The organism is Escherichia sp. E14V7 (genome assembly GCF_004212225.1).
GTDB lineage: Bacteria > Pseudomonadota > Gammaproteobacteria > Enterobacterales > Enterobacteriaceae > Escherichia.
Window position 1 is genome coordinate 221821 of record NZ_RHJJ01000007.1, and the last position, 13342, is coordinate 235162.

Genomic DNA, 13342 nt, shown 5'->3' on the forward strand with positions numbered 1-13342 from the left:
ATGGGGCTGCGCTGAAAAGCGACGTACAATGTCGCTAGTATTAATTCATTTCAATCGTTGACAGTCTCAGGAAAGAAACATGGCTACCAATGCAAAACCCGTCTATAAACGCATTCTGCTTAAGTTGAGTGGCGAAGCTCTGCAGGGCACGGAAGGCTTCGGTATTGATGCAAGCATACTGGATCGCATGGCTCAGGAAATCAAAGAGCTGGTTGAACTGGGTATTCAGGTTGGTGTGGTGATTGGTGGGGGTAACCTGTTCCGTGGCGCTGGTCTGGCGAAAGCGGGTATGAACCGCGTTGTGGGCGACCACATGGGGATGCTGGCTACCGTAATGAACGGTCTGGCAATGCGTGATGCACTACACCGCGCCTATGTGAACGCTCGTCTGATGTCCGCTATTCCGTTGAATGGCGTGTGCGACAGTTACAGCTGGGCAGAAGCAATCAGCCTGTTGCGTAACAACCGTGTGGTGATCCTCTCTGCCGGTACGGGTAATCCATTCTTCACCACTGACTCCGCAGCTTGCCTGCGTGGTATCGAAATTGAAGCCGATGTGGTGCTGAAAGCGACCAAAGTTGATGGTGTGTTTACCGCTGATCCAGCGAAAGATCCAACTGCAACTATGTATGAGCAGCTGACTTACAGCGAAGTGCTGGAAAAAGAGCTGAAAGTCATGGACCTGGCGGCCTTTACGCTGGCTCGTGACCACAAATTACCGATTCGTGTTTTCAACATGAACAAACCGGGTGCACTGCGCCGTGTGGTAATGGGTGAAAAAGAAGGAACATTAATCACGGAATAATTCCCGTGATGGATAAATAAGGGTAAGATTCCGCATAAGTATCGCGGGGGCGTAAGTCTGGTTATAAGGCGTTATTGTTGCAGGCAGTCTGGTCACGGCCAGTGCGCAGCAACCGGAGCGTACATAAGTATGTGAGGATGGCGAGCACTGCCCGGGGCCAAAATGGCAAATAAAATAGCCTAATAATCCAGACAATTACCCGTAATATGTTTAATCAGGGCTATACTTAGCACACTTCCACTGTGTGTGACTGTCTGGTCTGACTGAGACAAGTTTTCAAGGATTCGTAACGTGATTAGCGATATCAGAAAAGATGCTGAAGTACGCATGGACAAATGCGTTGAAGCGTTCAAAACCCAAATCAGCAAAATACGCACGGGTCGTGCTTCTCCCAGCCTGCTGGATGGCATTGTCGTGGAATATTACGGCACGCCAACGCCGCTGCGTCAGCTGGCAAGCGTAACGGTAGAAGATTCCCGTACTCTGAAAATCAACGTGTTTGACCGTTCAATGTCTCCGGCCGTTGAAAAAGCGATTATGGCGTCCGATCTCGGCCTGAACCCGAACTCTGCGGGTAGCGACATTCGTGTTCCGCTGCCGCCGCTGACGGAAGAGCGTCGTAAAGATCTGACCAAAATCGTTCGTGGCGAAGCTGAACAGGCGCGTGTTGCAGTACGTAACGTGCGTCGTGATGCGAACGACAAAGTGAAAGCACTGTTGAAAGAAAAAGAGATCAGCGAAGACGACGATCGCCGTTCTCAGGACGATGTACAGAAACTGACTGATGCTGCAATCAAGAAAATTGAAGCGGCGCTGGCAGACAAAGAAGCAGAACTGATGCAGTTCTGATTTCTTGAACGACAAAAAACGCCGCTCAGTAGATCCTTGCGGATCGGCTGGCGGCGTTTTGCTTTTTATTCTGTCTCAACTCTGGATGTTTCATGAAGCAACTCACCATTCTGGGCTCGACCGGCTCGATTGGTTGCAGCACGCTGGACGTGGTGCGCCATAATCCCGAACACTTCCGCGTAGTTGCGCTGGTGGCAGGCAAAAATGTCACTCGCATGGTAGAACAGTGCCTGGAGTTCTCTCCCCGCTATGCTGTTATGGACGATGAAGCGAGTGCGAAACTTCTTAAAACGATGCTACAGCAACAGGGTAGCCGCACCGAAGTCTTAAGCGGGCAACAAGCTGCCTGCGATATGGCGGCGCTTGAAGATGTTGATCAGGTGATGGCGGCGATTGTGGGCGCTGCTGGCCTGTTACCTACCCTTGCAGCGATCCGCGCCGGTAAAACCATCTTGCTGGCAAACAAAGAATCACTGGTCACCTGCGGACGTCTGTTTATGGACGCAGTAAAGCAGAGTAAAGCACAGTTATTACCGGTCGATAGCGAACACAACGCCATTTTTCAGAGTTTACCGCAACCTATTCAGCATAATCTGGGATACGCTGACCTTGAGCAAAATGGCGTGGTGTCCATTTTACTTACCGGGTCTGGTGGCCCTTTCCGTGAGACGCCATTGCGCGATTTGGCAACAATGACGCCCGATCAAGCTTGCCGTCATCCGAACTGGTCGATGGGACGTAAAATTTCTGTCGATTCGGCTACCATGATGAACAAAGGTCTGGAATACATTGAAGCTCGCTGGTTGTTTAACGCCAGCGCCAGCCAGATGGAAGTGCTGATTCACCCGCAGTCAGTGATTCACTCGATGGTGCGTTATCAGGACGGCAGCGTTCTGGCGCAATTGGGCGAACCCGACATGCGTACGCCAATTGCCCACACCATGGCATGGCCGAATCGCGTGAACTCTGGCGTGAAGCCGCTCGATTTTTGCAAATTAAGTGCGTTGACATTTGCCGCACCGGATTATGAGCGTTATCCATGCCTGAAACTGGCGATGAAGGCGTTCGAACAGGGCCAGGCAGCGACGACCGCGTTGAATGCCGCAAACGAAATCACTGTTGCAGCCTTTCTTGCGCAACAAATCCGCTTTACGGATATCGCCGCGTTGAATTTATCCGTGCTGGAAAAAATGGATATGCGCGAACCACAATGTGTGGACGATGTGTTGTCTGTTGATGCCGATGCGCGTGAGGTCGCCAGAAAAGAGGTGATGCGTCTCGCAAGCTGAGGATAATCCGGCTACAGAGAGTCGTGCTATTTGTTAGCGTAGGGCTTCAGTGATATAGTCTGCGCCATCTGATCGTCAGTAGTTGGCTTTGTAAGGTCAGATATGCCGTGGTTTTACACGGCTTTTTTTTGTATAGGCTTCAGTATTCCTGAGTACCGTAAACCCTATCAGGGAATAAAAAACGCGTGATGTTGTCTGCTACTCAACCACTTAGCGAAAAATTGCCAGCACATGGCTGTCGCCATGTTGCGATCATTATGGACGGCAATGGTCGCTGGGCAAAAAAGCAAGGGAAGATTCGTGCCTTTGGGCATAAAGCCGGGGCAAAATCCGTCCGCCGGGCTGTCTCTTTTGCGGCCAACAACGGTATTGAGGCGTTAACGCTGTATGCCTTTAGTAGTGAAAACTGGAACCGACCAGCGCAGGAAGTCAGTGCGTTAATGGAACTGTTTGTGTGGGCGCTTGATAGCGAAGTAAAAAGCCTGCACCGACATAACGTGCGTCTGCGTATTATTGGCGATACCAGTCGCTTTAACTCGCGTTTGCAAGAACGTATTCGTAAATCTGAAGCGTTAACTGCCGGGAATACCGGTCTGACGCTAAATATTGCGGCGAACTACGGTGGACGTTGGGATATTGCCCAGGGAGTCAGGCAACTGGCTGAAAAGGTGCAGCAAGGAAACCTGCAACCGGATCAGATAGATGAAGAGATGCTTAACCAGCATGTCTGTATGCATGAACTGGCCCCTGTAGATTTAGTAATTAGGACTGGGGGGGAGCATCGCATTAGTAACTTTTTGCTTTGGCAAATTGCCTATGCCGAACTTTACTTTACAGATGTTCTTTGGCCCGATTTCGATGAACAAGACTTTGAAGGGGCGTTAAATGCCTTTGCTAATCGTGAGCGTCGTTTCGGCGGCACCGAGCCCGGTGATGAAACAGCCTGATGGGGGTCGCTTTTGCTGAAGTATCGCCTGATATCTGCTTTTGTTTTAATACCCGTAGTCATCGCGGCGCTGTTTTTGTTGCCGCCGGTGGGGTTCGCCATTGTTACGCTGGTAGTTTGTATGCTGGCGGCGTGGGAATGGGGACAGCTTAGCGGTTTTACCACTCGCTCGCAGCGGGTATGGCTGGCGGTGCTGTGCGGGTTATTGCTGGCGCTGATGCTTTTTCTATTGCCGGAATATCATCGGAATATTCATCAACCACTGGTTGAAGTCTCACTTTGGGCTTCGCTTGGTTGGTGGGGTGTTGCGTTATTATTGGTGCTATTTTACCCCGGTTCGGCGGCAATCTGGCGAAACTCTAAAACGTTACGCATTATTTTCGGTGTATTAACCATTGTGCCTTTCTTTTGGGGCATGCTGACGTTACGTGCGTGGCACTATGACGAGAATCATTACAGTGGCGCGATATGGCTGCTCTATGTCATGATCCTGGTCTGGGGAGCTGACTCAGGGGCATATATGTTTGGCAAATTATTTGGCAAACATAAGCTGGCGCCGAAGGTTTCTCCGGGTAAAACCTGGCAAGGTTTTATTGGCGGACTCGCGACCGCAGCAGTAATCTCATGGGGTTACGGTATGTGGGCGAATCTCGACGTCGCCCCCGTCACCTTACTCATTTGCTCCATTGTCGCAGCGTTAGCTTCTGTGCTCGGCGACTTAACTGAGAGCATGTTTAAGCGCGAAGCAGGAATTAAGGACAGCGGTCATTTAATTCCAGGACACGGTGGTATTTTAGATCGTATTGATAGCCTGACGGCTGCGGTGCCGGTCTTTGCTTGCCTGTTGTTGCTGGTATTCAGGACGCTTTAACGGAAGGTATTATGCTGAGTTTTCTCTGGGATTTGGCTTCGTTCATCGTTGCACTGGGTGTGCTTATCACCGTGCATGAATTTGGTCATTTCTGGGTTGCCCGGCGCTGTGGTGTTCGCGTTGAGCGTTTCTCGATAGGTTTTGGTAAGGCGCTCTGGCGCCGCACTGACAAACTCGGCACCGAATATGTCATCGCCCTGATCCCCCTGGGCGGTTATGTCAAAATGCTGGATGAGCGCGCAGAACCGGTTGTTCCGGAACTTCGCCACCATGCCTTCAACAATAAAACTGTTGGCCAGCGAGCAGCGATAATCGCCGCAGGTCCGGTTGCAAACTTCATTTTTGCTATCTTTGCTTACTGGCTGGTTTTTATCATTGGTGTTCCCGGCGTTCGCCCGGTTGTTGGTGAAATATCAGCCAACTCGATTGCCGCACAAGCACAAATTGTACCTGGCACGGAACTAAAAGCTGTAGATGGTATCGAAACGCCTGATTGGGATGCCGTGCGCTTACAACTGGTTGACAAAATCGGCGACGAAAGCACCACCCTTACGGTGGCACCTTTTGGCAGCGATCAACGACGAGATGTAAAGCTTGATTTGCGAAACTGGGCGTTTGAGCCTGATAAGGAAGATCCGGTATCTTCTTTGGGGATTCGCCCTCGTGGGCCGCAAATTGAACCTGTACTGGAAAATGTGTCACCAAACTCAGCGGCAAGTAAGGCGGGTTTGCAAGCAGGCGACAGGATCGTTAAAGTCGATGGTCAGCCATTAACGCAATGGCTGACGTTTGTGATGCTTGTCCGGGATAACCCGGATAAACCGTTAGCGTTAGATATCGAAAGGCAGGGGAGTCCCTTGTCTTTGACATTAATCCCGGAGAGCAAACCGGGTAAGGGTAAAGCGATTGGTTTTGCCGGCATTGAGCCGAAAGTCATTCCTTTGCCAGATGAGTATAAAGTTGTACGCCAGTATGGACCGTTCAACGCCATCGTTGAAGCCACGGACAAAACGTGGCAATTGATGAAGCTGACGGTCAGTATGCTGGGAAAATTGATCACCGGTGATGTGAAACTGAACAACCTCAGTGGGCCGATCTCTATCGCCAAGGGGGCTGGGATGACAGCGGAACTCGGGGTTGTTTATTACCTGCCGTTCCTTGCGCTTATTAGCGTGAACTTAGGGATAATTAACCTGTTTCCGTTGCCCGTACTTGACGGGGGGCATCTGCTGTTCCTTGCGATCGAAAAGATCAAGGGCGGACCGGTATCCGAGCGGGTTCAAGACTTTTGTTATCGCATTGGCTCGATTCTGCTGGTGCTGTTAATGGGGCTTGCACTTTTCAATGATTTCTCTCGGTTATGAGAGTTAGTTAGGAAGAACGCATAATAACGATGGCGATGAAAAAGTTGCTCATAGCGTCGCTGCTGTTTAGCAGCGCCACCGTATACGGTGCTGAAGGGTTCGTAGTGAAAGACATTCATTTCGAAGGCCTTCAGCGTGTCGCCGTTGGTGCGGCCCTCCTCAGTATGCCGGTGCGCACAGGCGACACGGTTAATGATGAAGATATCAGTAATACCATTCGCGCTCTGTTTGCTACCGGCAACTTTGAGGATGTTCGCGTCCTTCGTGATGGTGATACCCTTCTGGTTCAGGTAAAAGAACGTCCGACCATTGCCAGCATCACTTTCTCCGGTAACAAATCGGTGAAAGATGACATGCTGAAGCAAAACCTCGAGGCTTCTGGCGTGCGAGTGGGGGAATCCCTCGATCGCACCACCATTGCCGATATCGAGAAAGGTCTGGAAGACTTCTACTACAGCGTCGGTAAATACAGCGCCAGCGTAAAAGCTGTCGTGACCCCACTGCCGCGTAACCGTGTTGACCTAAAACTGGTGTTCCAGGAAGGTGTGTCAGCTGAAATCCAGCAAATCAACATTGTTGGTAATCATGCTTTCACCACCGACGAACTGATCTCTCATTTCCAACTGCGTGATGAAGTGCCGTGGTGGAACGTGGTAGGCGATCGTAAATATCAGAAACAGAAACTGGCGGGCGACCTTGAAACCCTGCGCAGCTACTATCTGGATCGCGGTTATGCCCGTTTCAACATCGACTCTACCCAGGTCAGTCTGACTCCAGATAAAAAAGGTATCTACGTCACGGTAAACATCACCGAAGGCGATCAGTACAAACTCTCTGGCGTTGAAGTGAGCGGTAACCTTGCCGGGCACTCTGCGGAAATCGAACAGTTGACTAAGATCGAGCCGGGTGAGCTGTATAACGGCACCAAAGTGACCAAAATGGAAGATGACATTAAAAAACTTCTCGGTCGCTACGGTTATGCCTATCCGCGCGTGCAGTCGATGCCTGAAATCAACGACGCCGACAAAACCGTTAAATTACGTGTGAACGTTGATGCGGGTAACCGTTTCTACGTACGTAAGATCCGTTTTGAAGGTAACGACACCTCGAAAGATGCCGTCCTGCGCCGAGAAATGCGCCAGATGGAAGGTGCCTGGTTAGGCAGCGACCTGGTCGATCAGGGTAAAGAACGTCTGAATCGTCTGGGCTTCTTTGAAACGGTTGATACCGATACCCAACGTGTTCCGGGTAGCCCGGACCAGGTTGACGTGGTCTACAAGGTAAAAGAGCGCAACACCGGTAGCTTCAACTTTGGTATTGGTTACGGTACTGAAAGTGGTGTGAGCTTCCAGGCTGGCGTGCAGCAGGATAACTGGTTAGGTACCGGTTATGCTGTTGGTATCAACGGGACCAAAAACGATTACCAGACCTATGCTGAATTGTCGGTAACCAACCCGTACTTCACTGTAGATGGTGTAAGCCTCGGCGGTCGTGTCTTCTATAATGACTTCCAGGCAGATGACGCTGACCTGTCCGACTATACCAACAAGAGTTATGGTACAGACGTAACATTGGGCTTCCCGATCAACGAATATAACTCGCTGCGTGCAGGTCTGGGTTATGTCCATAACTCCCTCTCCAACATGCAGCCGCAGGTTGCGATGTGGCGTTATCTCTACTCTATGGGTGAACATCCAAACACCTCTGATCAGGATAACAGCTTCAAAACGGACGACTTCACGTTTAACTATGGTTGGACCTATAACAAGCTCGACCGTGGTTATTTCCCGACGGATGGTTCCCGTGTCAACCTGACCGGTAAAGTGACCATTCCGGGATCGGATAACGAATACTATAAAGTGACGTTAGACACGGCGACCTATGTGCCGATCGACGACGATCACAAATGGGTTGTTCTGGGACGTACTCGCTGGGGCTACGGTGATGGTTTAGGCGGCAAAGAAATGCCGTTCTATGAAAACTTCTATGCCGGTGGTTCCAGCACCGTGCGTGGCTTCCAGTCCAATACCATCGGTCCGAAAGCGGTTTACTTCCCGCATCAGGCCAGTGATTATGATCCGGACTACGATTATGAATGTGCAACTCAGGACGGAGCAACCGACCTGTGTAAATCGGATGATGCAATTGGGGGGAACGCTATGGCGGTTGCCAGCCTGGAACTCATCACTCCGACGCCGTTCATTAGCGACAAGTATGCCAACTCGGTCCGTACCTCCTTCTTCTGGGATATGGGTACCGTTTGGGATACTAACTGGGATTCTAGTCAGTACTCTGGATATCCGGACTATAGTGATCCAAGCAATATCCGTATGTCTGCGGGTATCGCATTACAATGGATGTCCCCATTGGGGCCGTTGGTGTTCTCCTACGCCCAGCCGTTCAAAAAGTACGATGGAGACAAGGCTGAACAGTTCCAGTTTAACATTGGTAAAACCTGGTAAGTGTTCTCCACAAAGGAATGTAGTGGTAGTGTAGCGATGACTTTAGGCGATCACGATAAGATCGCCGGGCCACGCAAAGAACTGCACCCTCCGGTGCAAATGGGATGGTAAGGAGTTTATTGTGAAAAAGTGGTTATTAGCGGCAGGTCTCGGTTTAGCACTGGCAACTTCTGCTCAGGCGGCTGACAAAATTGCAATCGTCAATATGGGCAGCCTGTTTCAGCAGGTAGCACAGAAAACCGGTGTTTCTAACACGCTGGAAAATGAGTTCAAAGGCCGTGCCAGCGAACTGCAGCGTATGGAAACTGATCTGCAAGCTAAAATGAAAAAGCTGCAGTCCATGAAAGCCGGCAGCGATCGCACTAAGCTGGAAAAAGACGTGATGGCTCAGCGCCAGACTTTTGCTCAGAAAGCGCAGGCTTTTGAGCAGGATCGCGCACGTCGTTCCAACGAAGAACGCGGTAAACTGGTTACTCGTATCCAGACTGCTGTGAAATCCGTTGCCAGCAGCCAGAGCATCGATCTGGTTGTTGACGCAAACGCCGTTGCTTACAACAGCAGCGATGTAAAAGACATCACTGCTGACGTACTGAAACAGGTTAAATAAGTAATGCCTTCAATTCGACTGGCTGATTTAGCGCAGCAGTTGGATGCAGAACTACACGGTGATGGCGATATCGTCATCACCGGCGTTGCGTCCATGCAATCTGCACAAACAGGTCACATCACGTTCATGGTTAATCCTAAATACCGTGAACATTTAGGCTTGTGCCAGGCGTCTGCGGTTGTCATGACCCAGGACGATCTCCCTTTCGCGAAAAGTGCCGCGCTGGTAGTGAAGAATCCCTACCTGACTTACGCGCGCATGGCGCAAATTTTAGATACCACGCCACAGCCCGCGCAAAACATTGCACCGAGTGCAGTGATCGACGCGACGGCGAAGCTGGGTAACAACGTATCAATTGGCGCTAACGCGGTGATTGAGTCCGGCGTTGAACTGGGCGATAACGTGGTTATCGGCGCCGGTTGCTTCGTTGGTAAAAACAGCAAAATCGGTGCAGGTTCGCGTCTTTGGGCGAACGTGACGATTTACCATGAGATCCAGATTGGTCAGAATTGCCTGATCCAATCCGGAACTGTGGTAGGCGCAGACGGCTTTGGCTATGCCAACGATCGTGGTAACTGGGTGAAGATCCCGCAGATTGGTCGCGTAATTATTGGCGATCGCGTGGAGATCGGCGCATGTACCACCATCGATCGCGGTGCGCTGGACGACACCGTTATTGGCAATGGCGTGATCATTGATAACCAGTGCCAGATTGCACATAACGTCGTGATTGGCGACAATACGGCGGTTGCCGGTGGCGTCATTATGGCGGGCAGCCTGAAAATTGGTCGTTACTGCATGATCGGCGGTGCCAGCGTAATCAACGGGCATATGGAAATATGCGATAAAGTGACGGTTACGGGCATGGGTATGGTGATGCGTCCCATCACTGAACCAGGCGTCTATTCCTCAGGCATTCCGCTGCAACCCAACAAAGTCTGGCGCAAAACCGCTGCACTGGTGATGAACATTGATGACATGAGCAAGCGTCTGAAGTCGCTTGAGCGCAAGGTTAATCAACAAGACTAACGTTCCATCTTTTGTTCGCCAAACTTTACGGCCTGTCTCATTCTTACGATTGCGGCAGGCCGTGTTATTATTGTCGTTTCTTATATTTTGACAGGAAGAGTATCTTGACTACTAACACTCATACTCTGCAGATTGAAGAGATTTTAGAACTTCTGCCGCACCGTTTCCCGTTCTTACTGGTGGATCGCGTGCTGGATTTTGAAGAAGGTCGTTTTCTGCGCGCAGTAAAAAATGTCTCTGTCAATGAGCCATTCTTCCAGGGCCATTTCCCTGGAAAACCGATTTTCCCGGGTGTGCTGATTCTGGAAGCTATGGCACAGGCAACAGGTATTCTGGCGTTTAAAAGCGTAGGAAAACTGGAACCGGGTGAGCTGTACTACTTCGCCGGTATTGACGAAGCGCGCTTCAAGCGCCCGGTCGTGCCAGGCGATCAAATGATCATGGAAGTCACTTTCGAAAAAACGCGCCGCGGCCTGACCCGTTTTAAAGGGGTTGCTCTGGTCGACGGTAAAGTAGTTTGCGAAGCAACGATGATGTGTGCTCGTAGCCGGGAGGCCTGATACGTGATTGATAAATCCGCCTTTGTGCATCCAACCGCCATTGTGGAAGAGGGCGCGTCGATTGGCGCTAACGCCCACATTGGTCCTTTTTGTATCGTTGGACCCCATGTCGAAATTGGTGAGGGTACCGTACTGAAATCTCACGTTGTCGTGAATGGTCATACTAAAATTGGCCGCGACAATGAGATTTATCAGTTCGCCTCCATCGGTGAAGTTAACCAGGATCTGAAATATGCTGGCGAACCGACCCGCGTGGAAATCGGCGATCGTAACCGCATTCGCGAAAGCGTCACCATTCATCGTGGCACAGTCCAGGGCGGTGGATTGACGAAGGTGGGCAGTGACAACTTACTGATGATCAACGCGCACATTGCGCACGATTGTACGGTAGGTAACCGCTGCATTCTCGCCAACAACGCAACGCTGGCGGGTCACGTATCGGTAGACGACTTCGCGATCATCGGCGGCATGACCGCAGTCCATCAGTTCTGCATCATTGGTGCGCACGTGATGGTAGGCGGTTGCTCTGGTGTGGCGCAGGACGTCCCTCCTTATGTCATTGCGCAGGGTAACCATGCAACGCCGTTCGGTGTCAATATCGAAGGGCTGAAGCGCCGCGGATTCAGCCGCGAGGCGATTACCGCTATCCGCAATGCGTATAAGCTGATTTATCGCAGCGGTAAAACGCTCGATGAAGTGAAACCGGAAATTGCCGAACTTGCGGAAACGTATCCGGAAGTAAAAGCCTTTACCGATTTCTTTGCACGCTCAACGCGCGGTCTGATTCGTTAATGACTGAGCAGCGTCCATTAACGATTGCCCTGGTCGCCGGAGAAACCTCCGGCGATATCCTGGGGGCCGGTTTAATCCGTGCTCTGAAAGAACGTGTGCCCAATGCCCGCTTTGTTGGCGTTGCCGGGCCACGAATGCAAGCCGAAGGCTGCGAAGCCTGGTACGAAATGGAAGAGCTGGCGGTGATGGGCATTGTTGAAGTGCTCGGGCGTCTGCGTCGCTTACTGCATATTCGTGCCGATCTGACAAAGCGTTTTGGCGAACTGAAGCCAGATGTTTTTGTCGGTATTGATGCGCCTGACTTCAATATTACCCTTGAAGGTAACCTTAAAAAGCAGGGTATCAAAACCATTCATTATGTCAGTCCGTCCGTCTGGGCGTGGCGACAGAAACGCGTTTTCAAAATAGGCAGAGCCACCGATCTGGTGCTCGCATTTCTGCCTTTCGAAAAAGCGTTTTATGACAAATATAACGTGCCGTGCCGTTTTATCGGTCACACCATGGCTGATGCCATGCCGTTAGATCCAGATAAAAACGCCGCGCGTGATGTGCTGGGGATCCCTCACGATGCCCACTGTCTGGCATTGTTGCCGGGAAGCCGTGGCGCGGAAGTGGAGATGCTTAGCGCCGATTTCCTGAAAACTGCCCAGCTTTTGCGCCAGACTTACCCTGATCTGGAGATCGTGGTGCCGCTGGTAAATGCCAAACGCCGTGAGCAGTTTGAACGCATCAAAGCTGAAGTCGCGCCAGACCTTTCGGTTCATATGCTGGATGGAATGGGCCGTGAGGCGATGGTCGCCAGCGATGCGGCGCTATTGGCGTCGGGTACGGCTGCACTGGAGTGCATGCTGGCGAAATGCCCGATGGTGGTGGGATATCGCATGAAGCCTTTCACCTTCTGGCTGGCGAAGCGGCTGGTGAAAACCGATTATGTCTCGCTGCCAAACCTGCTGGCGGGCAGAGAGTTAGTTAAAGAATTATTGCAGGAAGAGTGTGAGCCGCAAAAACTGGCTGAGTCGCTGTTACCGCTGTTGGCGAACGGGAAAACCAGCCACACGATGCACGACACTTTCCGCGAACTGCATCAGCAGATCCGCTGCAATGCCGATGAGCAGGCGGCACAAGCCGTTCTGGAGTTAGCACAATGATCGAATTTGTCTATCCGCACACGAATCTGGTTGCAGGTGTGGATGAAGTTGGGCGCGGGCCGTTGGTTGGCGCGGTCGTTACCGCTGCCGTGATCCTCGATCCCACGCGCCCGATTGTCGGGTTGAATGATTCCAAAAAGCTAAGTGAAAAACGTCGTCTTGCGCTCTGTGAAGAGATCAAAGAGAAAGCGTTAAGCTGGAGCCTGGGCCGTGCGGAACCTCATGAAATCGACGAGCTGAATATTTTACACGCGACCATGCTGGCGATGCAGCGTGCCGTCGCTGGGCTGCATATTGCGCCGGAATATGTGTTGGTTGATGGTAACCGCTGCCCGAAATTACCGATGCCGTCGATGGCAGTGGTGAAAGGCGATAGCCGCGTACCGGAAATCAGTGCTGCGTCTATCCTGGCGAAAGTGACGCGCGACGCCGAAATGGCGGCGCTGGATATTGTTTTCCCGCAATATGGTTTTGCCCAACACAAAGGGTATCCAACCGCTTTTCATCTGGAAAAACTGGCTGAATATGGCGCGACTGAACATCATCGTCGCAGCTTTGGGCCTGTCAAACGCGCACTGGGACTTGCGTCCTGATTCTTGTGTCGAGATTAAGTAAACCGG

General features: G+C 51.3%; 13 protein-coding genes. All 13 read left to right on the forward strand.

Translation table 11 applies throughout. From position 1 onward, the window contains the following. Window positions 1-79 precede the first annotated feature (79 nt). The 13 genes from pyrH to rnhB all read left to right on the forward strand — a co-directional run bounded on the left by pyrH (window position 80) and on the right by rnhB (window position 13315). Window positions 80-805: a UMP kinase gene (gene pyrH, locus D9741_RS09720; protein ID WP_000224573.1), complete on the forward strand. Its 726-nt coding sequence runs from the start codon at window positions 80-82 to the stop codon at window positions 803-805. 291 nt (window positions 806-1096) lie between these two features. Continuing rightward, window positions 1097-1654, forward strand: a complete 558-nt coding sequence (frr, locus tag D9741_RS09725; protein ID WP_000622419.1) for a ribosome recycling factor — start codon at window positions 1097-1099, stop codon at window positions 1652-1654. A 92-nt stretch (window positions 1655-1746) separates the two neighbouring features. Then, window positions 1747-2943: a 1-deoxy-D-xylulose-5-phosphate reductoisomerase gene (gene ispC, locus D9741_RS09730; protein WP_130217328.1), complete on the forward strand. Its 1197-nt coding sequence runs from the start codon at window positions 1747-1749 to the stop codon at window positions 2941-2943. A 188-nt stretch (window positions 2944-3131) separates the two neighbouring features. After that, a complete protein-coding gene (ispU, locus tag D9741_RS09735) occupies window positions 3132-3890 on the forward strand; it encodes a (2E,6E)-farnesyl-diphosphate-specific ditrans,polycis-undecaprenyl-diphosphate synthase (RefSeq protein WP_112014149.1) in 759 nt (252 codons plus the stop codon). 12 nt (window positions 3891-3902) lie between these two features. Then, window positions 3903-4760 carry a phosphatidate cytidylyltransferase gene (gene cdsA / locus D9741_RS09740; protein ID WP_130205024.1) on the forward strand — a complete coding sequence of 286 codons (858 nt, stop codon included), beginning with the start codon at window positions 3903-3905 and terminating at the stop codon, window positions 4758-4760. Window positions 4761-4771: 11 nt separating this feature from the next. Further along, the gene (gene rseP, locus D9741_RS09745; RefSeq protein ID WP_130217326.1) at window positions 4772-6124 is read left to right on the forward strand and encodes a sigma E protease regulator RseP; all 1353 of its coding nucleotides are present in this window, start codon (window positions 4772-4774) and stop codon (window positions 6122-6124) included. A gap of 29 nt (window positions 6125-6153) precedes the next feature. Further along, entirely contained in the window at window positions 6154-8586 is a 2433-nt protein-coding gene (gene bamA / locus D9741_RS09750) for an outer membrane protein assembly factor BamA (RefSeq protein ID WP_130217324.1), read from the forward strand. A gap of 121 nt (window positions 8587-8707) precedes the next feature. Beyond that, a complete protein-coding gene (gene skp / locus D9741_RS09755; RefSeq protein WP_000758958.1) occupies window positions 8708-9193 on the forward strand; it encodes a molecular chaperone Skp in 486 nt (161 codons plus the stop codon). 3 nt (window positions 9194-9196) lie between these two features. Next, complete coding sequence (gene lpxD / locus D9741_RS09760) at window positions 9197-10222, forward strand: UDP-3-O-(3-hydroxymyristoyl)glucosamine N-acyltransferase (protein WP_064524990.1); 1026 nt, start codon at window positions 9197-9199, stop codon at window positions 10220-10222. Window positions 10223-10326: 104 nt separating this feature from the next. After that, window positions 10327-10782: a 3-hydroxyacyl-ACP dehydratase FabZ gene (fabZ, locus tag D9741_RS09765; RefSeq protein WP_000210739.1), complete on the forward strand. Its 456-nt coding sequence runs from the start codon at window positions 10327-10329 to the stop codon at window positions 10780-10782. A 3-nt stretch (window positions 10783-10785) separates the two neighbouring features. Continuing rightward, window positions 10786-11574: an acyl-ACP--UDP-N-acetylglucosamine O-acyltransferase gene (lpxA, locus tag D9741_RS09770; RefSeq protein WP_000565966.1), complete on the forward strand. Its 789-nt coding sequence runs from the start codon at window positions 10786-10788 to the stop codon at window positions 11572-11574. Beyond that, window positions 11574-12722, forward strand: a complete 1149-nt coding sequence (lpxB, locus tag D9741_RS09775; RefSeq protein WP_130217322.1) for a lipid-A-disaccharide synthase — start codon at window positions 11574-11576, stop codon at window positions 12720-12722. The genes lpxA and lpxB overlap by 1 nt, the downstream gene beginning before the upstream one ends. Next, a complete protein-coding gene (gene rnhB, locus D9741_RS09780) occupies window positions 12719-13315 on the forward strand; it encodes a ribonuclease HII (RefSeq protein ID WP_130217320.1) in 597 nt (198 codons plus the stop codon). The genes lpxB and rnhB overlap by 4 nt, the downstream gene beginning before the upstream one ends. Window positions 13316-13342: the final 27 nt, after the last annotated feature.

What these genes read in the sequence shown, in the direction of transcription:
- rnhB (WP_130217320.1), top strand. Translation starts at nt 12,719, where the DNA reads ATGATCGAATTTGTCTATCCGCACACGAATCTGGTTGCAGGTGTGGAT.
- rseP (WP_130217326.1), top strand. Translation starts at nt 4,772, where the DNA reads ATGCTGAGTTTTCTCTGGGATTTGGCTTCGTTCATCGTTGCACTGGGT.
- lpxB (WP_130217322.1), top strand. Translation starts at nt 11,574, where the DNA reads ATGACTGAGCAGCGTCCATTAACGATTGCCCTGGTCGCCGGAGAAACC.
- lpxD (WP_064524990.1), top strand. Translation starts at nt 9,197, where the DNA reads ATGCCTTCAATTCGACTGGCTGATTTAGCGCAGCAGTTGGATGCAGAA.
- ispU (WP_112014149.1), top strand. Translation starts at nt 3,132, where the DNA reads ATGTTGTCTGCTACTCAACCACTTAGCGAAAAATTGCCAGCACATGGC.
- bamA (WP_130217324.1), top strand. Translation starts at nt 6,154, where the DNA reads ATGGCGATGAAAAAGTTGCTCATAGCGTCGCTGCTGTTTAGCAGCGCC.
- ispC (WP_130217328.1), top strand. Translation starts at nt 1,747, where the DNA reads ATGAAGCAACTCACCATTCTGGGCTCGACCGGCTCGATTGGTTGCAGC.
- pyrH (WP_000224573.1), top strand. Translation starts at nt 80, where the DNA reads ATGGCTACCAATGCAAAACCCGTCTATAAACGCATTCTGCTTAAGTTG.